We start from the raw sequence: 24179 nt of genomic DNA, 5'->3' as shown, positions 1-24179 counted from the left end.
GGTGTGGACCGATGGGGAAAACCTGTGGATACTACGCGCGTTGTTGCACGACGGGGCAGGTCAGACGGGCCAACGATCATCCACCGGCTGTGGAACGAGAATCCTCAGCGTGTCGTACTATTCCGACATTCGGGCGTGTCGTCAGTGCATCGTTGGTCTCCGCGCGAACAAAACCACCCCTCGTTGTTACCCGCCGGTCACCTGACACCGGCCCCCACCTGCACGGACGCATCACTCGCGCGAGATCGGACTTCAATGCGGCATTCGTACCAAGTACCCTGAATCGAGCATCAGGCGCTACGGAAGGACCCCCGATGAACAGCTCCAAGATCACGACGCGCACCGTCGGCGTCGCGGTCGCGCTCGCGGCCGTCGCCACGTGCGCCATCGGTCCCGCCGGCGCCGAACCCGCGCCCGCGCCTCCGAAGCCCGCACCGGTCACCGCGACCGCCACCTGCTCGAGCGGCAACCCCATGTTCGTCATGGGCAACGACACGCTGAACTGGAAGGTCAACGCCAAGGTGCTGCGGCCCGGCCGCGTCGAGTTCTCCGGCACCGGCACCGCCGGCGCCCGTGACTTCGTGCTCAGCCAGTTCGCCTCACTCGCGACCCTGTCCTGGAACAACACCACCACCGGCAAGTTCGGCAGCGTCAAGTTCGGCGGCACCGGCGGCCTGCCCACGCTGAACCGGGTCGCCATCGACACCGGCAAGGGCGCGGTCACCTACAACGTGGTGATCCGCACCGGCGCGGGGACCGAGTGGATCGGCACCCAGGTCAGCACCCCGTGCGTGGGCACCATCGTGGCCTGACGCACCGTCGCCCCGGGGAACCGGGCCCCGAACACGAAGAAGCCCCCACCTCGCGGTGGGGGCTTCTCACGTCGATCGATGCTTAGTTCGCCGCGACGTTCAGCGAGAACTTGGCGCGCACCTCGGGGTGCAGCACCACGACCACGGGGAAGGTGCCCGTGGACTTGATGTGCCCCTGCGGCAGCTCGATGCTGCGCTTGTCGACGACCGGGCCACCGGCGGCCTTGAGGGCGCCGGCGACATCGGACGCGGTGACCGAGCCGAAGAGCTTGCCCGACTCGGCCGTCTTCACGGTCAGGTTCACGGCGGCGAGGCCCTCGATGGCCTGCTTCAGCTCGTTGGCGTGATCGAGGCCGCGCACACGCTTGGCCTCCTGGCTGCGACGGATGCCCTCGACCTGCTTCTCGGCGCCGCGGCTGGCGACGATGGCCAGACCGCGGGGCAGCAGGTAGTTGCGGCCGTAGCCGTCCTTGACCTCGACGGTGTCGCCGGGCGCGCCCAGGTTGTCGACATCAGCGGTGAGAATCAGCTTCATGACTTCTCTCCTTATCGAGTGGTCGACGTGAACGGCAGCAGGGCCACCTCACGCGAGTTCTTGACGGCGATCGCGACGTCGCGCTGGTGCTGGACGCAGTTGCCCGTCACGCGACGGCTGCGGATCTTGCCCCGCTCCGACAGGAAACGACGCAGCAGCGTGGTGTCCTTGTAGTCGATCTTGATGTTCTTTTCCTTGCAGAACGTGCACGCCTTGGCCTTGACGGCCTTCTCGACGCGCACCTTCCGGCCATTGCCCTTACCGGCCATGGTGTTGGTACTCCTTGATTAGGTCATATCCGGGCCGCGATGGGCCCGGCACAGTTCTCGATCCCGGGGATCAGAACGGCGGGTCGTCCGAACCGCCGCCGAAGCTCCCGGCCGCGGGGGCGCTGCCCCACGGATCTTCCTGCGGCTGGTTCTGCCGGGGCGCCGACTGGGCTGCGGGCTGGCTGAAGTTGCCACCGCCGCCCTGGCCACCGCCGGAGAAACCGCCGCCACCGCCGCCGCGCTGCGTGCGCGTCGGCTTCGCCGTGGCGTACCGGAGAGAGGGGCCGATCTCATCGACCTCGAGTTCCACCACCGTGCGCCGCTGGCCCTCGCGGTCGTCGTACGACCGCTGCTTGAGCCGACCGGAGACGATGACGCGCGTGCCCTTCGTGAGCGATTCGGCGACGTTCTCGGCCGCCTCACGCCAGATGTTGCAACGCAGGAACAGCGCCTCGCCGTCCTTCCACTCGTTGGTGTTCCGGTCGAAGGTGCGGGGCGTGGAGGCGACGGTGAAATTGGCCACCGCAGCACCCGACGGGGTGAAGCGCAGCTCCGGGTCCGCCGTCAGATTGCCGATGACCGTGATGATCGTGTCGCCCGCCATGGTGTCTCTCCTCGTAGTTCGGTACGCGTCCGGTAGAGCTAGCTCTGCCGCAGCACCTTAGTGCGGAGCACCGATTCGTTCAGCTTGAGCTGACGATCGAGCTCGTTCACGGTGGCCGGCTCGGCGGTCAGATCGATCACCGCGTAGATGCCTTCGGAGTTCTTGGTGATCTCGTAGGCCAGACGACGCTTGCCCCAGATGTCGATGTTCTCCACCGAACCGCCGTCCTTACGGACCACGTTCAGGAAGGTCTCGAGCGAGGGTGCAACGGTGCGCTCATCCAGGCTCGGATCCAGGATCACCATCAGTTCGTACTTACGCATGGGCTTTTCGCCTCCTCCTATGGACTATGCGGCCGCGGACTCTCCGCGGCAGGAGTGTTGCCGTGTCGGCAACCGCACCAGGCTACCGCATGGGCTCCCCACCTGCGAAATCTCGATTCGACACGGGACATCGCAGGTATTTGTGCGTAAAGTCACACCCGGACCGAGAACGATGCCTAACATAGGTGGCGTTCAACAACCGGGAGGGAAGGCGAAAAATGGGGGTGGATTCCGCGTCGTCATCGGCGCCGACGCGTCGGCCGAGCGATACCCGGATCTTCCTCGACAACATCGATCGCAACGCCCTCGGCCCGCTCCGCACGCTGGGCCGCACGGCCCAGCTCGCGGCCACCACCGTGATGGCCGCGGTGAGCGACACGATCCGCGGCCGCCTGGCCCTGCGCGAGACCGTGATTCAGGCCTGGTTCCTGGTGTCGGTCACCGCCGTCCCCGCGTTCCTCATGGCCATCCCGTTCGGCGTGATCGTCACCATCCAGGTGGGCAGCATCGTCCAGCAGATCGGCGCGTCCTCGCTGCTCGGCGCGGCCAGCGGCCTGGCGGTGATCCAGCAGGCGGCCCCGCTCGCAGCAGGACTGCTGCTCGGCGGCGCCGGAGCCTCCGCGATCGCCGCCGATCTCGGCGCCCGCACCATCCGCGACGAGGTGGACGCGCTGCGCACGATGGGCATCGACCCCGTGCACCGGCTGGTGGCGCCGCGCCTCATCGCCGCCGTCGTGGTGGCGCCGCTGCTCAACCTGTTCATCGTGGTGGTCGGCATCATCGCCGCGTTCTACGTGGCCGTGCTCGGCCAGGACGTGACCCCGGGCAGCTACTGGCTCAGCTTCGGCGCCTTCGCCACCGTGCGCGACCTGCTGTTCTCCATGGTCAAGGCCGCACTGTTCGGCGCCATCATCGCGATCGTGGGCTGCCAGCACGGCCTGGAGGCCAAGGGCGGCGCCCGCGGTGTGGCCGATGCCGTCAACGCCACCGTCGTGGTGTCGACGGTGGCGATCATCGTGCTCAACTTCGCCCTCACCCAGGCGTACACGGTCTTCTTCCCGATGAAGGTGGGCTGATGGTCACCCACGCACCGGTCTCGCCCATGAGCCACCCACTTCACCCCAGTACGAAGGTGGGCTAGCCCGTGTCCGTCGCAACCTATCGCCCGAAGGGCACACGCACGATCGCCCGCGTCTACGCGTGGCTGCGCACCCTGCTGGCCCGGCTCGGCCACATGATGGGCTTCTGCGTCCAGGCGATCGTGATGATCCCGCACGCCGCGCGGCACTACAGCCGCCAGACCATCAGCACCGTCACCGATCTCACCTGGGGCCGCGGCGCCGTGATCGTCGGCGGCGGCACCTCGCTGATGATGGTGGTCCTCGGCCTCGCCGTCGGCGGTACCGTCGCCGTCCAGGCCTTCGCCACCCTCGACCTGCTGGGCATGGGCCCGCTCACCGGCACCGTCAGCGCGCTCGCCAACACCCGCGAGTTCGCCCCGATCCTCGCCGCCGCCGGATTCGCCGTGCAGGCCGGCTGCCGGATGACGGCCGAGATCGGCGCCATGCGCATCAACGAGGAGATCGACGCGATCGAATCGCTGGGCCTGCGCTCGATCTCCTTCGTGGTGAGCACCCGCGTACTGGCCGGGCTGATCGCGGTGATCCCCACCTTCCTCATCGCCATCGTGGTGAGCTTCTTCGCCTGCAGCGTGATCGTCACGGTGGCGCAGGGCGAATCGGTGGGCGCCTACACCCACTACTTCCGGCAGTTCCTCTCCGGCCCGGACATCCTGGCCGCCACGGTGAAGGTGATCATCTTCCTCGTGGTGGTCATCCTGATCCACTGCTACCAGGGCTTCTTCGCCGCCGGCGGGCCCGAGGGCGTGGGCGTGGCCTCGGGCCGCGCGGTTCGTGCCTCCATGGTCGCGATCGTGGTGCTGGACATGATCCTCACCGCCGCGATCTGGGGCTTCAACTCGCCCGTGGTGTTCCGGGGGTAGGCATGGCATCGATAGCTTCGGTCCCCGGAATGACCGTCGAACCCAAGGAACTGGTTCGACGGGGCGCGCTGACGCTGGCCATCGTGCTGATCCTGGCCCTGCTGGCCTGGGGGATCACCGCGCTGCTGCGGCCCACACCGATGCGGATCACGTTGCTCACCAACGCCGTTGCGCCGGGAGTGAGCAACGGCACGCAGATCGAGATGAACGGCGTGCAGATCGGCAGGGTCTCGGGGATCACCCAACAGGGCTCCGGACGGCTCGGCATCGGGATGGACCTCGACCCGGACAAGAGCAAGGGGCTCACCGACGGCTTCGTCGCCGATTTCACCCCGAACAACATGTTCGGCATCACGTCCGTGCAAATCACCCCGTCGCCCACGGGACAGCCGCTGCGCGACGGCGCCTCCGTGCTGCCGGCCACCGCGCCCACCGACTCGACGATGTCCGGCCTGTTGCGCTCGCTCGCCGATATGGAGTCCACCGCGCTGCGCCCCTACATGTCGGACCTGCTGCGCCAGAGCGACACCGCCACCAAGGGATTCCTGCCCATGGTGCGCGCGCTCGGCGCCGTCGCCCAGACGAACGCCGAGACCCAGAAGGTCCCCACCTCGTACACGCTGCCGATCCTGGCGAACGCGCTGCAGGGCATCGGGGCCTCGTCCGACGATGTGCTCAGCGCGATCAAGATGATGTGGGACTGGCCGGGTCCCGACGCCCCCGGTTACCCCGCGGCGCAGACCGCCACGATCGACGCGCTCACCAACAAGACCTCCCCCGATCTGGCGAACCTGGTGAAATCGCTGCAGCCGCTGGCGCCCACGCTCGCCGTCCTGGTCGACGCCGAACGGCGCGTGGTCTCCTCGATGCCCGATGCCGCGCGCAACGGCCAGCAGGTCTCGGACCTGATCGAGGCGATCCGCCGCTCCATCAAGGACACCCCGAACGGCAAGGTGCTCAACCTGGACGTGCAGGCCCGGCCCGTGCCGATCACGCCGCCGCAGGGAGGTGGACGGTGACCCGCTTCCGCTCCTCGCTGATCCGATTCCTGGTCTTCGTGGTGATCGTGGTGCTGGGCACCACCTTCACGGTGCGGGCGCTGCAGCGGCCCGCTCCCGGCACCCAGGTGGGCTACACGGCGCAGTTCACCAACGCCTCGGGCCTGCGCACCGGCGACGATGTGCGCGTGCTCGGCGTGCAGGTGGGCAAAGTGAAGTCCGTGGAGCTGCGCCGGGGGGACGGCGGCCGCGGCTCCTACGCCGAGGTGGCGCTGTCGGTGGAGAACGATCAGAGGATCTACCGCAATTCCAAGCTGGCCATCCGATTCCAGAACCTCACCGGCCAGCGGTACGTGGATCTGCAGCGCGCCGCAGCGACGGGCGATCCGATGCCGGAGGGCGCCACAATCAAGACCGACCAGACGGTGCCCTCGTTCGACATCACCACCGTTTTCAACGGGCTGCAGCCGGTGCTGTCGACGATGCGGCCCGAGGACATCGACCACTTCGCCGAGTCCGTCGCGGTGGTCATGAACGGTGACGGCTCCGGCCTCGGACCGATGTTGGGCGCGATCGACAAGCTGGCCACCTTCACCGACAACCGGGCGGCGCTGTTCGAGACGCTGATCCGCAACTTCTCCGACCTCTCGGAGTCGATCGGCGGGAAGTCGGGTTCGGTCACCACGCTCGTCGGGTACCTGCAGCGGTTGGCCCGGATCATGGCGGAATCGGCGCCCGCGTACCGCATCCTGTCCGATCAGGGCGCCCAGGTGATCACCGCGGCCGATGCCCTCCTGGCGAACCTGGGCATGACCCCGAACACCAATCCGTGGCTCGACGACCTGCTCTCCCCCGAGGCCAAGAAGCTCGGGCCGCTGGTCGATCTCGCGGCGCTCATCCCCGGCCTGTTCGCCCTCCTCACCGGGCAGGGCGTCCCGAAGGCGAAGGGCGACAGCAGGTGCAGTAGGGGCGAGAAGGCCCTGCCGGCCGAGGTGCAGATGTTCATCCGTGGAGCGAAGGTCACACTGTGCAATCCGTGACGACCGGGGATCCGAACGATCCCGACGACCCGAACAACGCCGACTTCGCCAGCCGGGCGGTGGCCGGTGCCCTGCGGCGGCGTCCGCCGCGGCGGGTGTGGCGGCGCACCTGGTTCCGGTTCAGCAACGATTCCGGGCGTCAGCTCGGCTGGGGCATCGCCTCGGCGATGGTGGCGGCCGTCATCGTGCTGGCCGCGGGTTACCTCTCGCTCGCGCCGCCCGGAACCACCTCGTACGCGGTGGACATGAGCGAGACCGGCCAGCTCCGCAAGGGCGACGATGTGCGGGTGGCCGGCGTCCCGGTGGGCACGGTCTCGGCGGTCGACCTGCGCCGCAACGATGTTCGCGTCACCATCCGGGTCAATCGCAGCGCCTTCATCGGCGATCAGTCGACCGCGGCGGTGAAGATGCTCACCGCGGTGGGCGGGTACTACCTCGACATCGATTCGCTCGGCGCGAATTCGCTGGGCGGCTCGTCGATCCCGGCGATGCGGGTGCGCCTGCCGTACACGCTCACCGAGACCTTCCAGACCGCCGGGCCGAAGCTGGCCGCCGTCGACGGGCAGCCCCTGCGCGAGTCGCTGGTGCAGATCCAGCAGGCCGCGAGCGGCCAGCCGGGTCAGCTCAATCACGCGATCACCACGCTGTCCGGGATGGTGGAAGCGCTGGGGCGGCAGAAGGATCAGATCGGCCGGTTCATCACCACGGTCTCGGAGTACACCGGCGCCGTGAACGCCAACGGCGACCGCCTCACCGCGATCATGCAGGACATGAGCACCTTCCTGTCCACCGCCTCGCTCAACATCTCCGGCTACAAGGCCTTCATGCGCGGCCTGGAGATGACCCTGCTGCGGATCAAGCCGGTGGCCGATCTCTACATGCGCGATGTGGACGGCTTCGAGAAGCAGCTGCGGGTGATCTCGGGCCAGATGCAGGAGCTGCTCCGCAAGTTCGAGCCGATGATCGACGAGGGGAAGAAGGCGCTGTCCCGGATCAACGAGGCGGTCCAGCCCGACGGCAGCATCAAGGTGGGCGGGAAAACGGTGCTGGCCTCCTCGTTCTGCATTCCTATTCAGGGGGTGAACTGCTGATGTTCCGTTCGGCACTCGGATCGAAATGGCTGATCAGCGGGATCGCCGTGTTCGTGGTCGTGGCGCTCGGCCTGGGCGGCGCCTGGTACCTGCGCGGCGGCACCGAGCGCACCGTGACCTACTGCGCGCAGATGCCCGACGCGGTCGGCCTGTTCGAGGGCAATCCTGTGACGCGGCGCGGGGTGACGGTCGGGAAGATCACCTCGGTGGCGCCCAACGGTGCGAAGGCCCGCGTGGAGATGTCCGTGGACGCGAACCAGCGGATCCCCGCGAACGCCGGGGCCGTGACCGTCGCCAAATCCCTCATCGCCTCGCGCCAGCTGGCCCTGATCGGCGACGACAACGGCGGTCCCACACTGCAACCCGGCAAGTGCATCGCGGACACCAAGACCCCGCTCTCGCTGACCAAATCGCTGGAGGGCGTCTACCAGCTCACCTCGCAGATCACCACCGGCGGCGGACCGGAGCAGACCCTCCAGGCGCAGCAGGCGTTGGGCGCGCTGGCCAAGGAGACCAACGGCACCGGCCCCAAGATCAACGGCATCCTCACCCAGCTCGCGACGGTGCTCGACAACCCCGGCCCCGGGATGGACGATCTCGCGCGGGCCTTCGACGCCCTGGCGCCGCTCACCTACGGCATGACCTCGAACTGGGGCGATATCAAGTCCCTGTTCAGCAATCTGCCCGCCTACCTGGTGAACGTGATGACCCCGCTCGGCTCCACGGTGGGCGCACTCGCCACCACCCTGATGCCGCTGGGCAAGATGCTCACCAACCTGGTGGGCCAGTACGGCCACATGATCTTCCCGGTGCTGGACATGGCGGTGCCGGTCACCCGCCTGGTGGCGGCCGGATTCCGCAACTACGGCGACCTGCTGGGGATCGTGCCGCCGCTCATCTCGGCCTTCAACGTCAACTACGACCAGGCCAATGCGCGGCTGAAGATCGGTTACCAGCCGCTGCCCGATACCGCCTTCCCGGCGGCGAACCCGGAACTCACCTGCACGAACGTGAACCGGATCGTGCCCGGCCAGTGCCAGGTGCTGCCCGGCGGCAAGATCCGGGTGGACATCATGTCGGTGATCCTGCGAGGAACGGGGGCGGCATCATGAGCACACGCATCCGCGCGGTGTGGCCGGCACTGCTGGCCGTCGTCCTGGTGATCGCGGGTCTGTGGGGGTTGCGCGGCATCGGTCCCTCGACGCTGCCCACGCCCGGTGCCGCATCGTCGGGATGGCAGCTCAAGATCCAGTTCCCGGACGTGCTCAACCTCCCGGACCGCGCCAAGGTGCGGCTCCTGGGCCGCGACGTGGGATCGCTGGAGGGCGTGCGGCTCAGCGAGAAGAAGGCCGAGGCGACGCTGCGGATCGAACGACAGACCCGCGTCCCCCGGTCGGCGATCGCGGAGCTGCGGCAGGACACGCCGCTGGGCGACATCTACGTGGCGCTCACCCCGCCCGCCGACAACCAGGGCAGCTCGTTCTTCGCCGACGGCGATACCGTGCCGCAGTCGCAGACCCGGGCCCCGGTGCAGATGGAGCAGATGCTCACCAGCCTGGCCGATTTCCTCGGCAGCGGCAGCCTGAGCCAGATGGGGAACACCTTCGACCGGCTCAACAGCAGCTTCCCGGAGGATCCCGCGCTCACCCGCAAGATCGTGGGCAACCTCACCACCACCGTCAACGCCTGGTCCAACGACACCAAGAGCCTCGACATCGCGCTGGTCTCCCTGGTGCAGCTCACCGACAAGCTCGCGGAGCAGCGGAATCTGCTCGGCCAGTACCTGGCCCCCGAGGCGATGCCGCGCTGGCGCACCGTGATCGAGACCGGCGATATCGTGGGCGTCTTCGCCGCGCTGGCACCGGTGTTCGCGAACGCCACCTTCCTGGTGCCCACGCTGCGCGAGACCAACACCTTGCTCAGGGCCGTGGTGCGGCCCCTGCTGTACTTCGACCGGCCCGCCGGATCGACGCGGCCGGACAACATCGTCAATCTGCGCAACCTGCTGCGTGACACCGTGATCCCGTACCTCAGCGAGGGCGCGAAGGTGAACGTGGTCCGGCTCGGCATCGGCGATCAGATGCCCAGCGGCGAGCAGGCCGATCAGGCCGTGAAGACGCTCCGGATGCTGGGGGTGGTCCGATGAAACGGGAATTGGTGGCCAACATCGTCACCTTCGTGGCGGTGCTCGCGATCGGCCTGAGCGCCCTGGTGTTCGGGTACATGGGGGTGCGGCCCGGCACGCAGTACACCACCGTGACCCTGCAGCTCCCCCGCTCCTCGCAGCTGGTGACCGGATCGTCGGTGCTGCTGCGCGGGGTGCGGATCGGGGAGGTCGAGCGGGTGGACGGTGATACCCGCGGTGTCTCGGTACGCCTGAAGTATCCGAATTCCACCCAGGTGCCCGTCGATTCCGATGTCTCGATCGAGCAGCTCAGCGCGCTCGGCGAACCGTACGTCGAGTTCGCGCCCCAGGGAACGGCGGGCCCGTACCTCACCGACGGCACGATCGTCGATCCGAAGCGGGTGTCGGTGCCCACCTCGATCCCGGAGGTCTTCCGGTCGCTCGCCGCGGTCAGCAAGATCGCCGACGTGGGCCCGCTGTCGGAGATCGTGAAGACGATGTGGCAGGCGACCACCGGGACGGAGGAGTCGATGCCGCGGCTGACCCAGGCCGGTGAGCTGCTCACCTCCACCCTGATGTCGCGGATGCCGCAGATCCGGCAGATGTTCACCCAGACCCAGGTGTACTCGGCCGATCTCGAGTGGATGGGGCCGGCGATCACCGAGTTCGGCCCGGCCTTCCGCAGCACGATCGGCGTGATCCGGCCGGCCGTCGACAAGGTGCTGGCACTGGTCACCGAGCTCGGCCTGCCCGGGCCCTTCAGCGATGTGCTGCACCCGTTCTTCGTGCGGTTGCAGCCCTACCTCGAGGAGCTCATTCCCAAGATCGCCGAGATCCTCGGCCCCAGCCTGCCGATCGCGAAGGCGATCAACGGCACCGTGCCGCAGATCGATCTCAGCGCCTTCCTCTCCTCGGCGCTCGCGATGGTGGGCAACGACGGTGCGCCCCGGCTCGAGGTGACGATCCCCGTCCCCGGCGGGCCCGCGCCCGCTGCTGCGCCGAAACCCTCGGCGGCACCGTCGGGCTCGGCGGTACCGTCGACCACGGCGACGCCGAGCACGACGACGGCGCCGCGGCCGGGCGCACCGTCGACCCGCCCGTCCCCGCCCCCGACCGCCCCGACGACCCCAAGGTGACGATGCCGAACGACCCGACGCCCGAGCAGACCGACGCGGACACGGTGCCGGAGGATTCGCCGGCCACCGAACCCGCCGAGGCCGAACACCCGGCGGCCGAACCCGCCGAACCCACGGAGGCCGGCGAGCCCGCCGCGCCGGCGCCGGTGAAGCCCGCCCGCAAGTCCGCCGCACCGCGGAGCGCCGACCGCGGAACCGCGGCCCCGGCCACGGCCGGCGCGGGGGCGCCGCGGACCGGAAAAGCGGTGGCGCTCACCGTGATCGTCGCGCTCCTCGCGGTGGCGGCCGCGGTCTCCACGTACTTCGCGCTGGACTATCGCGGCCAGGCCCGCGACCTGCAGCAGAGCGCGGCCGATCGGGCACGGGCCGAGGAGATCGCCGGGAAGTACGGGGTGGGGGCGTCGACCCTGGACTTCAACGATCTCGCGCCCTGGCTGCGGTCGATGAAGGACGGCGTCAGCGATGAGCTGGCCAAGAAGATGGACGGCATCGCCGAGACCATGCGCCAGGTGGTCACGGCGGTGCGCCTGCAGTCCACCGGGAAGCTGGTGGTCACCAAGGTGACCGACGAGGCGAACGGGGTCTACAAGGTGGCCACCGTGGTCGATATGTCCGCCACCAGCGTGCAGGCGCCGCAGGGCACCGTGACCACCACGGCGTACGTGATCACCGTGGACCGCAATCAGGACTGGAAGATCACCGACTACGGGAACAGCCTGGGCAACACCCCGGTCCCGGTGGGCGGAGCAGCTCCGGCGCCCGCGCAGCCTGTGCCGAGCCCCTAGGAGTCGAAGAGCACGGCGCAGATCATCGCGAAGACCTCGGCCTGGAACTGCGGGTCGGGGTCGAATCGCCGGGTGCGCCCCACGTCGAAGACCACGGCGAAGGCCGCGTGCACGAGGAAGACCGCCTCGGCCTGGGTGAGCTCGGGGCGCACGGCCATCACCGCGTCGGCGAAGGCGGCGATGTTGGCGCGCTGCACCCCGGCCAGGCGGCTGCGGTCGGTGTCCGGCACATTGCCGATCTCGCGGAAGTACACCGTCATCAGCTTCGACTGCCGGAAGGACAGCTGGACGTAGGCCTGCGCGAGGGCCGCGAGCCGGGCGCGCGGGTCCGGGTTGGCGTCGACCACCGCGGCGACCGCATCGACCAAGGCGGCGCCGGAGCGCTCCAGCGCGCTCACCAGGATTCCGGCCTTGTTCGGGAAGTAGCGGTACATCCCGGAGGGGACGATGCCGGCGGCCTGGCCGATCTGGCCCATGCTCACGTTGTGGAAGCCGTGCGTGAAGATCAGCTCGATCGCCTCGTCGAGCACCTGGCCCTGGCGTCCGGTCTCGGCCTCCGGTTCGGCGGCGGGTGCCACCGAGTACTCCAGCGGCGGCGCCGGGAGGGCCAGTAGTCGGCGGCCCGCGGCGGCGAGCACGGCCTCGGCGCGGCGTTGCGCGAGCACGGTGCGATGCGCGGTGACGCTGCCGGTCACGCTGATCACTCCGACGCACCGCAGCTCCAGATCCGCGCGATCGACCGAGGGCAGAGCCGGCTCCGCCGCATCGGCGAAGGCGGCGATCATGGCGGTGAGCTGGTCGCGGATGCGGTCGCGATCCTCGCGTTCGAGCAGCCGCTGCTCCCAGCGGAACAGGCCGCCCGTGTTGCGCCGTTCGAAGGCCACCCGCAGCGCGGCGTCTTCGATGGCGTCGATCCGTGCGTCCGCGGCCTGCCCCTCGGTCTCGGTCGCGGCCCGCGCGACCGCGGTGCTCAGTGCATCGGAGGCCGAGGTGATGGCGTGTTCGAGGAGGGCGTACTTGTTCGGGAAGTGCCGGTAGACCGCAGGCCCGGAGATGTCCAGCGAGGCGGCGATCTGCTCGATGCCCACGCCGTGGTAGCCGCGCCGGGAGAAATCCTCGGCCGCCACCCGCGCGATCTGCTCGCGCCGATCCTTGGGCCGCTTGCGCCGCGCCTGGGTCACGTCAACTCCTCATCCGCCGTCCGCATAGAGAGTACTCACTGACGTAAGGCCCTCCTCGGTGTACCGTCAAGCCTATAAGTAAGTGAACATTCACACACCGCTTCGGTGCGAACACTTGGAGGAACCGCTCATGACCACGAGCGCAGAGCGCATCGTCACGAGCCCCGCTGATCCGGCGGCCGCGCACCCGGCCGCGGTGGCGGGCCTCGTCGACCCGGTCGCGCAGGGGTACCGGATCCCGATCTCGACACCCGCGCGGGCGGCGCACGTACTCACCACGCTGGCGGATTCGATGACCGCGCCCTCGTCCGCGGCCGGCCCGGCGAACGTGGTGATGCAGCTGATCGATCCCCCCGTGGCCTACGGCGTGATGGAGTCGCCCGTCGAATCGGGGGCGCTGTACAAGCATCCGATCAAGCGCACCCGCACCACCTTCACCTACCTGGCGGTGGCCGTGCTGGGCACCGCGGACGATAAGAAGCGCTACCGGGAGGCCGTGAACACCGCGCACCGTCAGGTCCGCAGTACCGAGAAGAGCCCGGTCAAGTACAACGCCATGGACCGCAACCTGCAGCTGTGGGTGGCCATGTGCCTGTACGTGGGCTTCGAGGACACCCACACGCTGCTGCGCGGCCCGATGAGCCCCGAGCAGCGCGCACTGTTCTACCGCGACGCCGCCCCGCTCGGCACCACGCTGCAGGTGCATCCCGATCAGTGGCCGGCCACCCCGGAGGAGTTCGACGCGGTGTGGGTCGAGCTGTGCCGCACCAAGATCGCGCCCACCCCGGATACCCGCGACTACCTGCGCCAGCTGGTGGACCTCACCTTCGTGGGCACCGTCCCGGGTCCGCTCAAGGCCTTCTCCCGGTTCCAGACCGCCGGTTTCCTCGCGCCGAAGTTCCGGGAGGCCATGGAGATCGAGTGGTCGGCGCGCGATCAGCGGCTGTTCGACGGCTTCTGGCGCCTGGTGGGTTTCGCGAACCGGTTCGTGCCGACCGCGATCGGGCAGCTGCCGTACCGGCTGCTGCTCACCGATATGCGCACCCGGGCCAAGCTCGGCCGTCCGCTGGTCTGATCCGATCCGACGAAAGCCGGGCTCCCGTGGGGGAGCCCGGCTTTCGTGGTTCGCGGCCGGATCAGCTGAACTGCTGGCGCAGCGTGGGCTTGGTGATCTTGCCCGTGGGGTTGCGCGGCAGGGCGTCGATCACGATCACATCGCGCGGGTGCTTGTACCGGGCGATGTGCTCGGTGAGGAACTCCGAGAGGGCCTCGACGGTGAGCGCGGCGCCCTCGCGCAACTGCACCACCGCCACCACGGCCTCACCCCACTTCTCGTCGGGCCGGCCGATCACCGCCACCTCGGTCACATCCGGATGCGCCGCGACCGCGTTCTCGACCTCCTGCGAGTAGATGTTCTCGCCGCCCGAGATGATCATGTCCTTGGCGCGGTCCACCACGTAGACGAAGCCCTCGTCGTCCATCCGCACCAGATCGCCCGAGTGGAACCAGCCGCCCGCGAAGGCCTCCTGCGTGGCCTGGAGGTTGTTCCAGTAGCCGGACATCATGTTCGGGCCGCGGTACACGATCTCGCCGATCTCGCCGCGCGGCACGTCGTTACCGTCCGCGTCGATCACGCGGGCGGCGACGGTGCGCACCACCCGGCCCACGGAGCCGAACTTGCGCAGCGTGTCGGCGCCGGAGAGCGCGCAGGTGACCGGCGACATCTCGGTCTGCCCGAAGACGGCGCAGATCTCGGCGTCGGGGAAGGTGGCCGTGAGCTCGCGCAGCAGCGTCTCGCTCGCGGGGGCGGCGCCCCACCACACGTAGCGGAGCTTGAGGTTGCGCGGCCGCGCCTTCTGCTCGTTCACCGCGAGCTGCCACTGCATCGGCACCATGAACATGCTGGTGATGCCCTCGCGTTCGAGCGCATCCAGCGTCTGCGCCGGATCGAAGGCGCCGAGCGGGAAGATCACGGAGGTCAGGCCCTGCAGGAAGGCCGTGGCCAGTACGCCGAAGCCGGCGATGTGGAACATCGGGACGGCGATGGCGCCCACGGCGTCGGGGTCGACCGAGCCGGGGGCGACCAGATTGGTCCAGCCCTGCGCGGCCATGTTGATGTGGGTCAGCACGGCGCCCTTGGGGCGGCCGGTGGTGCCCGAGGTGTACATGATCAGCGCGGGCGAATCCTCGGGCACGTCGATCCGGGGATCCGGGCGGCCCTCGGCGATCAGGTCCTCGAAGCCGAGCGCTCCCGCGGCCTCGTCGGCACCGTCGAACCGGATGCGCAGGCCGAACTCGGCGCCCGCGCCCGCAACGCCGGCGACCAGCGGATCGAAGGGCGCCTCGTAGACCACGGCGCTGCACGCGGTGTCCTGCACCAGGTACGCCACCTCGGGCGGCGCCATGCGGAAGTTGACCGGCACCGCGATGGCGCCGAGGGCGGTGACGCCGAGGGCCGCCTCGACGTACTCGATGCGGTTGAGGCCGAGGATCAGCACCCGGTCGCCGGCCTTGATGCCGCGCTCGGCGAGGGCGCCCGCGAAGGCGCCGATGCGGTCGGCGAAGCCCGCCCACGTGACGCTCTTGTCGAGGAACCGCAGGGCGGTCTGATCGCCGCGCATGACGGCGTGGTTGCGGACTTGATTGTTCCAGGTATTGCGCTGGGAGCTGCGGGGCTCCTCGGTGCGGGGATACCAGGCGATGTTCTCTTCAGCGGTCATGTATGCGATTGTGTTCTAGAACATGTTCGATCGGAGCCGAATCGCTAAAAGTTAGAGAATAGTGATTCACTTGTGATGCTCCGACGGGACAGCACACCAGGAAGGAACACCGTGTCCGACGCATTCATCTACGAGGCCATCCGCACTCCGCGCGGTAAGCAGCGCGGCGGCTCGCTGCACGCGACCAAGCCGATCGACCTCGTGGTCGGCCTGATCGACGAGGTCAAGACCCGTTTCCCCGCCCTCGATCCGGCGGATATCGACGACATCGTGCTCGGCGTCGTCGCCCCGGTGGGCGAGCAGGGCGGCGTGATCCCCCGCGCCGCCGCCATGGCCGGCGGCCTGCCGGACACCGTCGCGGGCGTGCAGATCAACCGCTTCTGCGGTTCGGGCCTGGAGGCCACCAACACCGCCGCGCAGAAGGTGCGCGCGGGCTGGGACCAGCTGGTGCTCGCCGGCGGCGTCGAGTCGATGTCGCGCGTGCCGATGGGGTCCGACGGTGGCGCGATGTTCCAGGACATCACCACCAACTACGACACCTACTTCGTGCCGCAGGGCATCGGCGCCGACCTGATCGCCACCATCGAGGGCTTCTCCCGCGATGACGTCGACGAGTTCGCCGCGCAGAGCCAGGCCAACGCCGCCAAGGCCTGGGAGGAGGGCCGCTTCGCGAAGTCGGTCGTGCCGGTCAAGGACATCAACGGCCTCACCATCCTGGACAACGACGAGCACCGTCGCCCCGGCACCACCCCGGCCGATCTCGGCAAGCTCAAGCCGGCCTTCGAGGGCATCGGCGCGATGGGCGGCTTCGACGCCGTGGCGCTGCAGAAGTACTACACCGTGGAGAAGATCAACCACGTGCACACGGGCGGTAACAGCTCGGGCATCGTCGACGGTGCCGCCCTGGTGCTGGTCGGCAGCGAGGCCGCGGGCAAGAAGGCCGGCCTGAACCCGCGCGGCCGCATCGTCTCGACCGCGATCACCGGTTCCGACCCCACGATCATGCTGACCGGCCCCACCCCGGCCACCGAGAAGGCCCTCAAGCAGGCCGGTCTCACCAAGGACGACATCGACGTTTGGGAGCTCAACGAGGCCTTCGCCTCCGTGGTTCTCAAGTGGATGAAGGACTTCAAGCTCGATCGCGAGCAGGTCAACGTCAACGGCGGCGCCATCGCCCTCGGACACCCGCTCGGCGCCACCGGCGCCATGCTGGTGGGCACCGTGCTCGACGAGCTCGAGCGCTCCGGCGGCCGCTACGGCCTGATCACCCTCTGCATCGGCGGTGGCATGGGCATCGCCACCATCATCGAGCGTCTCTGACCGCCCCGGACTACGAAGGATTCGAACGAACATCATGGCAGACAACATGATCCGCTGGGAGCAGGACGCCGACGGCATCGTCCTCCTGACGATGGACGACCCCACCAGCTCCGCGAACACGATGAACGACCTGTACCGCGAGTCGATGGCGGCCACCATCGATCGCCTGGAGGCCGAGAAGGACTCCATCACGGGCGTCGTGCTCACCTCCGCCAAGAAGACCTTCTTCGCCGGCGGTAACCTCGGCCTGATCCGCAAGGCCACCAAGGCCGATGCGCAGGCCCTCTCGGACAACGTCGAGTCGATGAAGGCCGCGCTGCGCCGCCTCGAGACCCTCGGCAAGCCCGTGGTCTCCGCGATCAACGGCGCCGCGCTCGGCGGCGGCCTGGAGATCGCGCTGGCCACCCACCACCGCATCGCGGCGGATGTGCGCGGCTCGCAGATCGGCCTCCCCGAGGTCACGCTCGGCCTGCTGCCCGGTGGCGGCGGCGTGACCCGCACCGTGCGGCTGCTGGGCCTGCAGGGTGCGCTCATGGGCGTGCTGCTGCAGGGCCCGCGTCTCAAGCCGGCCAAGGCCAAGGAGGTGGGCCTGGTCCACGAGGTCGTGGGCACGGTCGAGGAGCTCATCCCCGCCGCCAAGGCGTGGATCAAGGCGAACCCCGAGGGCGGCGTGCAGCCGTGGGACGTCAAGGGCTACAAGATCCCCGGCGGTTCGCCGAACTCGCCGGCGATCGCCGCGAACCTGCCCGCCTTCCCCGCGAACCTGCGCAAGCAGCTCAAGGGCGCCCCGATGCCCGCGCCCCGCGCCATCATGGCCGCGGCCGTGGAGGGCGCGCTGGTGGACTTCGACACCGCCAGCGTGATCGAGGGCCGCTACTTCACCTCGCTGGCCACCGGCCAGGTCTCGAAGAACATGATCAAGGCCTTCTTCTTCGATCTGCAGCACATCAACGGCGGCGGATCGCGGCCCGACGGCTACCCGAAGTACCAGGCCAAGAAGGTCGGCGTGATCGGCGCCGGCATGATGGGCGCGGCCATCGCCTACGTCTCCGCCAAGGCCGGCATCGAGGTGGTCCTCAAGGACATCGACATCGAGGCCGCGAAGAAGGGCAAGGCGTACTCGGAGAAGCTCGAGGAGAAGGCGCTCGCCAAGGGCCGCACCACCGCCGAGAAGTCGGCCGAGCTGCTGGCCCGGATCACGCCCACCGTGGACGCCGCCGATTTCGCGGGTGTCGATCTGGTGATCGAGGCCGCCTTCGAATCGGTCGAGGTCAAGAACAAGGTCTTCCAGGAGATCGAGGACATCGTCGAGCCCGACGCCATCCTGGGCTCGAACACCTCGACGCTGCCGATCACCATCCTCGCCGAGGGCGTCAAGCGCTCCGAGGACTTCATCGGCATCCACTTCTTCTCCCCCGTGGACAAGATGCCGCTGGTCGAGATCATCAAGGGCGAGAAGACCTCCGACGCCGTGCTGGCCAAGGTGATCGACTACACCCTGCAGATCAAGAAGACCCCCATCGTGGTCAACGATTCGCGCGGCTTCTTCACCTCCCGCGTGATCGGCACCTTCGTCAACGAGGCGATCGCCGCCGTGGGCGAGGGCGTGAACCCGGTGCTGATCGAGCAGGCCGGCCAGCAGGCCGGTTACCCGGCGGCGCCGCTGCAGCTGATGGACGAGCTCACCCTGACGCTGCCGCAGAAGATCCGCAAGGAGACCCGCGCCGCGGCCGAGGCCGCCGGCAAGCCGCTGCCCCCGCACGGCAGCGACGCCGTGGTGGACGCGATGGTCGACAACGGCCGCACCGGCCGCAAGGACGGCGCGGGCTTCTACGACTACGTGGACGGCAAGCGCGCCGGCCTGTGGCCCGGACTGAAGGATCTGTTCCCGGCGGGCAAGGACATTCCGCTGCAGGACATGATCGACCGGATGCTGTTCATCGAGTCGATCGAGACGGTGCGCTGCTTCGACGAGGGCGTGCTCGAATCGGTGGCCGACGCCAACATCGGTTCCATCTTCGGCATCGGCTTCCCCGCGTGGACCGGTGGCGTGATGCAGTTCATCAACGGCTACGAGGCTCCCGACGGCTCCATCGGCCCGAAGGCCTTCGTCGCGCGCGCGAACGATCTGGCCGCCAAGTACGGCGCCCAGTTCACCCCGCCCGCCTCGCTGGTCGCCAAGGCCGAGGCCGGCGAGACCTACGAGTAGACCCGCGCCGCACTGATTCACGGAAAGGGCCCGGCACCGTCTTCTCGACGGTGCCGGGCCTCTCCCGTTTCGTTCCCGCGCGTCATGCAGAATCCGCACACCCCACGCCGAGACTGCATTCTGCGACGGATTCCCGGCCGGAAGCGTCCCGGAACGCAGTTTCGATGGAGTCGGGTGCGGGCTCGCTACGCCTTGTCGAAGCGGATGCCCGCAGGCTCACTGTTCAGCAATCCGACGACCAGCCCGGTGAAGCCGCCGAAGAACGGGATGAACACACAGAGCAACCACCAGCCCGAATTGTTGGAATCGTGCAAACGACGGACGGCCAGCGCGATCAACGGGACCACCGAGAGCAGGTATGCGAGGACCGCGACCCGCGCCAGGTTCTCGAACACGGTGTAAGCCCACCCGGCATTGCTCTCGACTGCGGCACCGAGAGCACCGAAGACGACGAACGCGACGAAGAGCAGGAACTGCGCGAGCACCGCCCACCAGAACTCACTCCGCGACGCGCGGCCGCTGTAGCGGAAGGTGTTCTTGACGAATCGCACCGTTGCTTCACCGAACGACGCACCGTAGAGCGGCTTCGCTAGATCGTCAGGATCGCGCGTGGGCGCGGGCGCGTACTCGTACTGCTGATATGTCATTGAATTCTCCCCCTGGCAACGAACGATGTGCGAAGGGAAAGATACCGGTAGCTCCAGTAACCAACAACGTGGGTTAGGTCACGGCGGCGACCGGCCGCGGACGCACGAACCCCGCGACGAGCAGCCGTCGCGGGGTCGTGCGTACCCGAGGGGTGGGTACGGTCAGCGGGCGAATTCGGGGCGGCGCTTGCCGAGCATGGCGGCCACCCCCTCGCGGTAATCATCGGACTGGAGCAGATCCACCTGGACCGCGGTCTCACGATCCAGCGCGCCCTCGAGCTGCGCCAGGGTGGTGGCGTTGATGGCGCGCTTGGTCTGGGCGATGGCGTCCTTCGGACCGTGCGCGAGCTGCGCGGCGGCCGCGGCCACCGCACCGTCGAGCTCGGCGGCCGGGAGCACCGCGGTGACCATCCCCGTGGCCAGCGCCTCCGGGCCGTACACGCGGTTGCCCAGCAGGGCCATCCCCATCGCCCGGGTCCGGCCGATCACGCCCGGCACCAGTGCCGAGGTGCCGGCGTCGGGGATCAGGCCGATCCCCACGAAGGGCAGCAGGAAGTACGCGGTCTCGGCCATGAAGATCAGGTCCGAGGCGAGGGCGAGTCCCACGGCCATGCCCGCACACGGACCGTTCACCTTGGCGATCACCGGGATCGACGCCGCGGCGATGGCGCGGACGTAGGAGTTCACCGCGTCCATCGCCTCCTGCGGCGTGGCCGGCTCCCCCGCCAGATCGGCGCCGGTGCAGAAGGCCTTGCCCTCGCCCGTGATCACCACCACGCGGATGTCCGGATCGGCATCGGCGTCGTTGATGATCCCGGCCAGCTCGCGCGAGGCCCCCACCCCGAAGGCGTTCATCCGCTGCGGACGGTTGATCGTGACGGTGAGGACCCCGCCCTCGACGCTGCGGAGCAGATCCTCGCTCATGCCACCGTCTCCCGCGCCCCGACCATTCCCGCGAGCCGGCCGGTGATGATCTGCTGGGCCTCGGACACCATGCGATCGATCAGCTCGGCCACCGAGGGCACATCGCGGATGATGCCCTGGCACAGGCCCACGCTCCAGATACCGGCCTCGACATCGCCGTCCTCGAACACCTTGCGGCCCCGGGCCCCCGCCACCAGGTGCCGGATGTCCTCGAACTCACAGCCCTTCGCCTCGGTCTCGACCACCTCGACCGAGACGGAGTTCTTCGCGACGCGGGCCGTATTGCCCAGGGTCCGGAAGATGAGCTTGGTATCGAGCTCCGAGTTCGCCACGATCTGCTTCTTGACCTCGGCCGCGATCGGCGACTCCTCGGTGCACAGGAAGCGGCTACCCATGTTGATGCCGTCGGCACCGAGGGCGAGCGCGGCCACCATGCCGCGCGCATCGGCGATACCGCCCGAGGCCAGGATCGGGATCTCCAGCGCATCGGCCGCCGCGGGGATCAGCACGAGGCCGGGGATGTCGTCCTCACCCGGGTGCCCCGCGCACTCGAAGCCGTCGATCGACACCGCGTCCACACCGATCGCCTGCGCCTTGAGCGCGTGCCGCACGCTGGTGCACTTGTGAATCACCTTGACGCCGTTGTCCTTGAGGTAGGGCAGGAACTTGGCGGGGTTCGAGCCGGCGGTCTCGATGATGGTGATGCCCGACTCGACCGCGGCCCGCAGGTACTCCTCGTAGGGCGGCGGATCGATGGTGGGCAGCACGGTGAGGTTCACACCGAAGGGCTTGCTCGTGAGGGTGCGCGCCCGCGCGATCTCCTGGCGCAGCGCGTCCGGGCTCGGCTGGGTGAGCGCGGTGATGATCCCCAGGCCCCCGGCCTCGGAGACGGAGGCCGCGAGTTCGGCGCGGCCGACCCACATCATCCCGCCCTGAACGATCGGATACTGCACACCGAAAGCCTCGGTGAATCGAGTCGAGAACATGGTCCGGAATGTAACACATCTGAGAGAACGCTCTCTAACTTTTGCGAGTTCTCCATTTCCTCGCCGCCCACCGGTGCGCGCGCTACCATGCGGGAGAACAGGAACTAACTTCCGTGGAGGACCGATCATGACCGCAGCTCCCGAGACCTCGACCGGAGAGCTCATCTCCACCAACCCCCGCACCGGTGCCGAAGTGGCCCGATTCCCCGTCGCCGATGCCGCCGCGGTGAACGCCGCCGTCGCCACCGCGCACACCGCAGCACAGTGGTGGGGCGGCCTCGAACCGAAGGCCCGCCGCAGCTGGCTGCTGCGCTTCCGCGCCGAGCTCTCGCGCCGCGCGGAGGATCTCGCCGCGGTGATCGCCGCCGAGACCGGTAAGCCCGTCGACGATGCCCTCCTCGAGGTCATGCTCGCCGTGGTGCACCTCGATTGGGCCGCGAAGAACGCCGAGAAGGTGCTCGGCCGGCGCAGCGTCGGCACCGGCATGCTGGGTGCGAACCTGGCGGCCACCGTGGAATACCGCCCGTTCGGCGTGGTCGGCGTGATCGGCCCCTGGAACTACCCGGTGTACACCCCGATGGGCTCGATCTCGTACGCGCTGGCCGCCGGCAACGCCATCGTCTTCAAGCCCAGCGAGCTGACCCCCGCGGTGGGCCAGTTCCTGGCCGATACCTGGGCCGCCGCCTGCCCCGGACAGCCCGTGCTGCAGGCGATCCACGGCTCCGGCGAGACCGGCGCCGCCCTGTGCCGTTCCGCGGTCGACAAGCTGGCCTTCACCGGTTCGGCCGCCACCGCGCGCAAGGTGATGGCCACCTGCGCCGAGAACCTCACCCCCGTCACCATCGAGGGCGGCGGCAAGGACGCCTTCATCGTGGACTCCGATGCGAACATCGACAACGCGGTCGACGCCGCGGTCTTCGGCGCCTTCGGCAATGCGGGTCAGACCTGCGCCGGCGTCGAGCGGGTGTACGTGGTGGGCGACAAGTACGACGAGTTCGTGGACAAGCTCGCCGCCAAATCACGCGAGATCCACGGCGGCTCGGACGATTCCGCCGACTACGGCCCGGCCACCATGCACAAGCAGCTGAAGATCATCGCCAGCCACATCGACGACGCCCTCAACCGCGGCGGCCGCGCCCTCGTGGGCGGCCGGGAATCGGTGGGCGAGAACACCGCCCAGCCGGTGGTGCTGGTGGACGTGCCCGAGGACTCGACCGCGGTGACCGAGGAGACCTTCGGCCCCACCGTGGTGGTGAACCGCGTCAAGGACATCGACGAGGCGATCGACCGCGCCAACAACAGCACCTACGGGCTGTCCGCCGCGATCATGACCAAGGACCTGAACAAGGGCCGCGAACTGGCCCGCCGGCTGCGCACCGGCGCGGTGGCCGTCAACTCCTTCCTCTCCTTCGCCTCGGTGCCCGCCCTGCCCTTCGGCGGCATCGGCGATTCCGGCTTCGGCCGCATCCACGGCGCCGACGGCCTGCGCGAGTTCAGCCGCCCGCAGTCCGTGGCCGCGCAGAAGTTCGCGCTGCCGATGAACCTGCTGACCTTCAACCGCAAGGAGCGCGATATGAAGACCGTGCGGATGATGCTGGCCAAGGTCTACTCGCGGTGAGCCGGCGCAGCCATCTCGAGCGGATCGCCGCCCTCGACCCGGTGCGCGATCACCAGGAGATCCACCGGATCACCGCGATGTACGAGTTCCCCTGGGACTACGTGCGCGCGCTCGAGTTCGCGCTGTTCCGCACGTACTGCGTGCCCACCATCAGCGCCCTGCTGTCGAAGACCGGAGAATTCCGGGAGCGACCGCAGAAGCGCTACGACGACACCGCGATGCTCATGGCCGAGCTGATCGAGTACGGCTACGACGCGCCCCGCGGCAAGGCCTCGCTGCGCCGGGTGAACCAGATGCACCACCGCTACGACATCAGCAACGACGATCTGATGTACGTGCTCACCACGTTCATCTACGACCCGCTGGACTGGATCGACGCCTACGGCTACCGGCCGCTGCACCCGCACGAGAAGATCGCCGCATTCGAGTTCTACCGCGAGGTGGGCAAGCGGATGGGCATCCGCGACATCCCCTCCGACTTCCACGAACTCCAGCAGTTCAAGGAGGACTACGAGCGGCGCACCTTCGTCTACACCGACACCAACGCCGAGATCGGCAGGTACACCGTGGATCTGCTGGCGTCCTGGTACCCGGTGCCCCGCGGGTTGGTCGCCACCGCGGTGGAGGCGCTGATCGACGGCCGGATGACGCAGGCCTTCGGCTTCCCGAAGCCCCGTCCCGGGCTGGGTCCCGTGCTGCGCAGCGCGCTGCGGCTGCGCGGCCGGTTCGCCGGGGCCCTGCCGCAGCGCACCGTCTCCGCCTTCCAGACCACCGACGCGCGCTCGTACCCCGAGTTCGCCGGGCGGCGGGCCTCGATCGACCCGTCCACGCTCGGCACCTTCGCCTGACGGCGC

General features: G+C 68.7%; 24 protein-coding genes. 15 read left to right on the top strand and 9 right to left on the bottom strand.

Annotation, left to right across the window (positions count from 1 at the left end; all coding sequences use genetic code 11):
• The first annotated feature begins 314 nt into the window (after positions 1-314).
• Positions 315-812, top strand: a complete 498-nt coding sequence (locus ABD108_RS16135; RefSeq protein ID WP_220657251.1) for a hypothetical protein — start codon at positions 315-317, stop codon at positions 810-812.
• Positions 813-894: 82 nt separating this feature from the next.
• Here ABD108_RS16135 and rplI read toward each other — a convergent pair whose 3' ends face one another.
• From rplI to rpsF, 4 genes are all read right to left on the bottom strand, one after another.
• On the bottom strand, positions 895-1347 hold the full coding sequence (gene rplI / locus ABD108_RS16130; protein WP_220657250.1) for a 50S ribosomal protein L9: 453 nt from the start codon (positions 1345-1347) through the stop codon (positions 895-897).
• Between the two features lie 11 nt (positions 1348-1358).
• Positions 1359-1616 carry a 30S ribosomal protein S18 gene (gene rpsR, locus ABD108_RS16125; protein WP_013128725.1) on the bottom strand — a complete coding sequence of 86 codons (258 nt, stop codon included), beginning with the start codon at positions 1614-1616 and terminating at the stop codon, positions 1359-1361.
• A 70-nt stretch (positions 1617-1686) separates the two neighbouring features.
• On the bottom strand, positions 1687-2220 hold the full coding sequence (locus ABD108_RS16120; protein ID WP_220657249.1) for a single-stranded DNA-binding protein: 534 nt from the start codon (positions 2218-2220) through the stop codon (positions 1687-1689).
• 38 nt (positions 2221-2258) lie between these two features.
• The gene (gene rpsF / locus ABD108_RS16115) at positions 2259-2543 is read right to left on the bottom strand and encodes a 30S ribosomal protein S6 (RefSeq protein ID WP_220657248.1); all 285 of its coding nucleotides are present in this window, start codon (positions 2541-2543) and stop codon (positions 2259-2261) included.
• Positions 2544-2761: 218 nt separating this feature from the next.
• On the opposite strand from rpsF, the gene ABD108_RS16110 reads away from it, so the two are divergent.
• From ABD108_RS16110 to ABD108_RS16070, 9 genes are all read left to right on the top strand, one after another.
• Positions 2762-3619 (top strand): MlaE family ABC transporter permease, encoded by an 858-nt coding sequence (locus ABD108_RS16110; protein WP_220657247.1) that lies wholly within the window; start codon positions 2762-2764, stop codon positions 3617-3619.
• A 68-nt stretch (positions 3620-3687) separates the two neighbouring features.
• Positions 3688-4545 carry an ABC transporter permease gene (locus ABD108_RS16105; RefSeq protein ID WP_220657246.1) on the top strand — a complete coding sequence of 286 codons (858 nt, stop codon included), beginning with the start codon at positions 3688-3690 and terminating at the stop codon, positions 4543-4545.
• 29 nt (positions 4546-4574) lie between these two features.
• Positions 4575-5564 carry an MlaD family protein gene (locus ABD108_RS16100; protein WP_343930801.1) on the top strand — a complete coding sequence of 330 codons (990 nt, stop codon included), beginning with the start codon at positions 4575-4577 and terminating at the stop codon, positions 5562-5564.
• Positions 5561-6583, top strand: coding sequence for an MlaD family protein (locus ABD108_RS16095; protein WP_343930800.1), 1023 nt, complete (start codon positions 5561-5563; stop codon positions 6581-6583). The genes ABD108_RS16100 and ABD108_RS16095 overlap by 4 nt, the downstream gene beginning before the upstream one ends.
• Positions 6580-7674: an MlaD family protein gene (locus tag ABD108_RS16090; protein ID WP_220657243.1), complete on the top strand. Its 1095-nt coding sequence runs from the start codon at positions 6580-6582 to the stop codon at positions 7672-7674. The genes ABD108_RS16095 and ABD108_RS16090 overlap by 4 nt, the downstream gene beginning before the upstream one ends.
• Entirely contained in the window at positions 7674-8786 is a 1113-nt protein-coding gene (locus ABD108_RS16085) for an MlaD family protein (protein ID WP_305112253.1), read from the top strand. The genes ABD108_RS16090 and ABD108_RS16085 overlap by 1 nt, the downstream gene beginning before the upstream one ends.
• Positions 8783-9820 carry an MlaD family protein gene (locus ABD108_RS16080; RefSeq protein WP_220657241.1) on the top strand — a complete coding sequence of 346 codons (1038 nt, stop codon included), beginning with the start codon at positions 8783-8785 and terminating at the stop codon, positions 9818-9820. The genes ABD108_RS16085 and ABD108_RS16080 overlap by 4 nt, the downstream gene beginning before the upstream one ends.
• Positions 9817-10935, top strand: a complete 1119-nt coding sequence (locus ABD108_RS16075) for an MlaD family protein (protein WP_305112252.1) — start codon at positions 9817-9819, stop codon at positions 10933-10935. Before ABD108_RS16080 ends, ABD108_RS16075 begins: the two co-directional genes overlap by 4 nt.
• Complete coding sequence (locus ABD108_RS16070) at positions 10932-11720, top strand: hypothetical protein (protein WP_343930799.1); 789 nt, start codon at positions 10932-10934, stop codon at positions 11718-11720. The genes ABD108_RS16075 and ABD108_RS16070 overlap by 4 nt, the downstream gene beginning before the upstream one ends.
• On the opposite strand, the gene ABD108_RS16065 is transcribed toward ABD108_RS16070, so the two are convergent.
• On the bottom strand, positions 11717-12901 hold the full coding sequence (locus tag ABD108_RS16065) for a TetR/AcrR family transcriptional regulator (protein WP_343930798.1): 1185 nt from the start codon (positions 12899-12901) through the stop codon (positions 11717-11719). The genes ABD108_RS16070 and ABD108_RS16065 overlap by 4 nt on opposite strands.
• A 130-nt stretch (positions 12902-13031) precedes the next feature.
• On the opposite strand from ABD108_RS16065, the gene ABD108_RS16060 reads away from it, so the two are divergent.
• Positions 13032-13976 carry an oxygenase MpaB family protein gene (locus ABD108_RS16060; RefSeq protein WP_305112249.1) on the top strand — a complete coding sequence of 315 codons (945 nt, stop codon included), beginning with the start codon at positions 13032-13034 and terminating at the stop codon, positions 13974-13976.
• Between the two features lie 61 nt (positions 13977-14037).
• Here the strand turns inward: ABD108_RS16060 and ABD108_RS16055 are convergent, their stop codons facing one another.
• Complete coding sequence (locus ABD108_RS16055) at positions 14038-15621, bottom strand: long-chain-fatty-acid--CoA ligase (RefSeq protein WP_305112248.1); 1584 nt, start codon at positions 15619-15621, stop codon at positions 14038-14040.
• A gap of 111 nt (positions 15622-15732) precedes the next feature.
• Between ABD108_RS16055 and ABD108_RS16050 the strand changes: the two genes are divergently transcribed.
• On the top strand, positions 15733-16941 hold the full coding sequence (locus tag ABD108_RS16050; RefSeq protein ID WP_343930797.1) for an acetyl-CoA C-acetyltransferase: 1209 nt from the start codon (positions 15733-15735) through the stop codon (positions 16939-16941).
• A 34-nt stretch (positions 16942-16975) separates the two neighbouring features.
• Positions 16976-19150 carry a 3-hydroxyacyl-CoA dehydrogenase NAD-binding domain-containing protein gene (locus ABD108_RS16045; protein WP_220657234.1) on the top strand — a complete coding sequence of 725 codons (2175 nt, stop codon included), beginning with the start codon at positions 16976-16978 and terminating at the stop codon, positions 19148-19150.
• Positions 19151-19335: 185 nt separating this feature from the next.
• Here the strand turns inward: ABD108_RS16045 and ABD108_RS16040 are convergent, their stop codons facing one another.
• The 3 genes from ABD108_RS16040 to ABD108_RS16030 all read right to left on the bottom strand — a co-directional run bounded on the left by ABD108_RS16040 (position 19336) and on the right by ABD108_RS16030 (position 21707).
• Complete coding sequence (locus ABD108_RS16040) at positions 19336-19797, bottom strand: DUF805 domain-containing protein (protein WP_220657233.1); 462 nt, start codon at positions 19795-19797, stop codon at positions 19336-19338.
• 162 nt (positions 19798-19959) lie between these two features.
• Positions 19960-20721: an enoyl-CoA hydratase-related protein gene (locus ABD108_RS16035; protein WP_220657232.1), complete on the bottom strand. Its 762-nt coding sequence runs from the start codon at positions 20719-20721 to the stop codon at positions 19960-19962.
• Positions 20718-21707 carry an NAD(P)H-dependent flavin oxidoreductase gene (locus tag ABD108_RS16030; protein ID WP_305112244.1) on the bottom strand — a complete coding sequence of 330 codons (990 nt, stop codon included), beginning with the start codon at positions 21705-21707 and terminating at the stop codon, positions 20718-20720. Before ABD108_RS16030 ends, ABD108_RS16035 begins: the two co-directional genes overlap by 4 nt.
• A gap of 127 nt (positions 21708-21834) precedes the next feature.
• On the opposite strand from ABD108_RS16030, the gene ABD108_RS16025 reads away from it, so the two are divergent.
• Both ABD108_RS16025 and ABD108_RS16020 read left to right on the top strand, forming a co-directional pair.
• Complete coding sequence (locus ABD108_RS16025) at positions 21835-23325, top strand: aldehyde dehydrogenase family protein (RefSeq protein ID WP_343930796.1); 1491 nt, start codon at positions 21835-21837, stop codon at positions 23323-23325.
• A complete protein-coding gene (locus tag ABD108_RS16020) occupies positions 23322-24173 on the top strand; it encodes an oxygenase MpaB family protein (RefSeq protein WP_220657229.1) in 852 nt (283 codons plus the stop codon). Before ABD108_RS16025 ends, ABD108_RS16020 begins: the two co-directional genes overlap by 4 nt.
• Positions 24174-24179: the final 6 nt, after the last annotated feature.

The organism is Tsukamurella strandjordii, assembly GCF_039525985.1.
In the GTDB taxonomy this organism is placed as follows: Bacteria; Actinomycetota; Actinomycetes; order Mycobacteriales; family Mycobacteriaceae; genus Tsukamurella; species Tsukamurella strandjordii.
This window is presented reverse-complemented; position numbering and strand designations above follow the sequence as displayed.

Coding starts and splice junctions, on each gene's coding strand:
- ABD108_RS16135 (WP_220657251.1), top strand. CDS start 315: ATGAACAGCTCCAAGATCACGACGCGCACCGTCGGCGTCGCGGTCGCG.
- rplI (WP_220657250.1), bottom strand. CDS start 1,347: ATGAAGCTGATTCTCACCGCTGATGTCGACAACCTGGGCGCGCCCGGC.
- rpsR (WP_013128725.1), bottom strand. CDS start 1,616: ATGGCCGGTAAGGGCAATGGCCGGAAGGTGCGCGTCGAGAAGGCCGTC.
- ABD108_RS16120 (WP_220657249.1), bottom strand. CDS start 2,220: ATGGCGGGCGACACGATCATCACGGTCATCGGCAATCTGACGGCGGAC.
- rpsF (WP_220657248.1), bottom strand. CDS start 2,543: ATGCGTAAGTACGAACTGATGGTGATCCTGGATCCGAGCCTGGATGAG.
- ABD108_RS16110 (WP_220657247.1), top strand. CDS start 2,762: ATGGGGGTGGATTCCGCGTCGTCATCGGCGCCGACGCGTCGGCCGAGC.
- ABD108_RS16100 (WP_343930801.1), top strand. CDS start 4,575: ATGACCGTCGAACCCAAGGAACTGGTTCGACGGGGCGCGCTGACGCTG.
- ABD108_RS16085 (WP_305112253.1), top strand. CDS start 7,674: ATGTTCCGTTCGGCACTCGGATCGAAATGGCTGATCAGCGGGATCGCC.
- ABD108_RS16080 (WP_220657241.1), top strand. CDS start 8,783: ATGAGCACACGCATCCGCGCGGTGTGGCCGGCACTGCTGGCCGTCGTC.
- ABD108_RS16075 (WP_305112252.1), top strand. CDS start 9,817: ATGAAACGGGAATTGGTGGCCAACATCGTCACCTTCGTGGCGGTGCTC.
- ABD108_RS16060 (WP_305112249.1), top strand. CDS start 13,032: ATGACCACGAGCGCAGAGCGCATCGTCACGAGCCCCGCTGATCCGGCG.
- ABD108_RS16055 (WP_305112248.1), bottom strand. CDS start 15,621: ATGACCGCTGAAGAGAACATCGCCTGGTATCCCCGCACCGAGGAGCCC.
- ABD108_RS16045 (WP_220657234.1), top strand. CDS start 16,976: ATGGCAGACAACATGATCCGCTGGGAGCAGGACGCCGACGGCATCGTC.
- ABD108_RS16040 (WP_220657233.1), bottom strand. CDS start 19,797: ATGACATATCAGCAGTACGAGTACGCGCCCGCGCCCACGCGCGATCCT.
- ABD108_RS16035 (WP_220657232.1), bottom strand. CDS start 20,721: ATGAGCGAGGATCTGCTCCGCAGCGTCGAGGGCGGGGTCCTCACCGTC.
- ABD108_RS16030 (WP_305112244.1), bottom strand. CDS start 21,707: ATGTTCTCGACTCGATTCACCGAGGCTTTCGGTGTGCAGTATCCGATC.
- ABD108_RS16025 (WP_343930796.1), top strand. CDS start 21,835: ATGACCGCAGCTCCCGAGACCTCGACCGGAGAGCTCATCTCCACCAAC.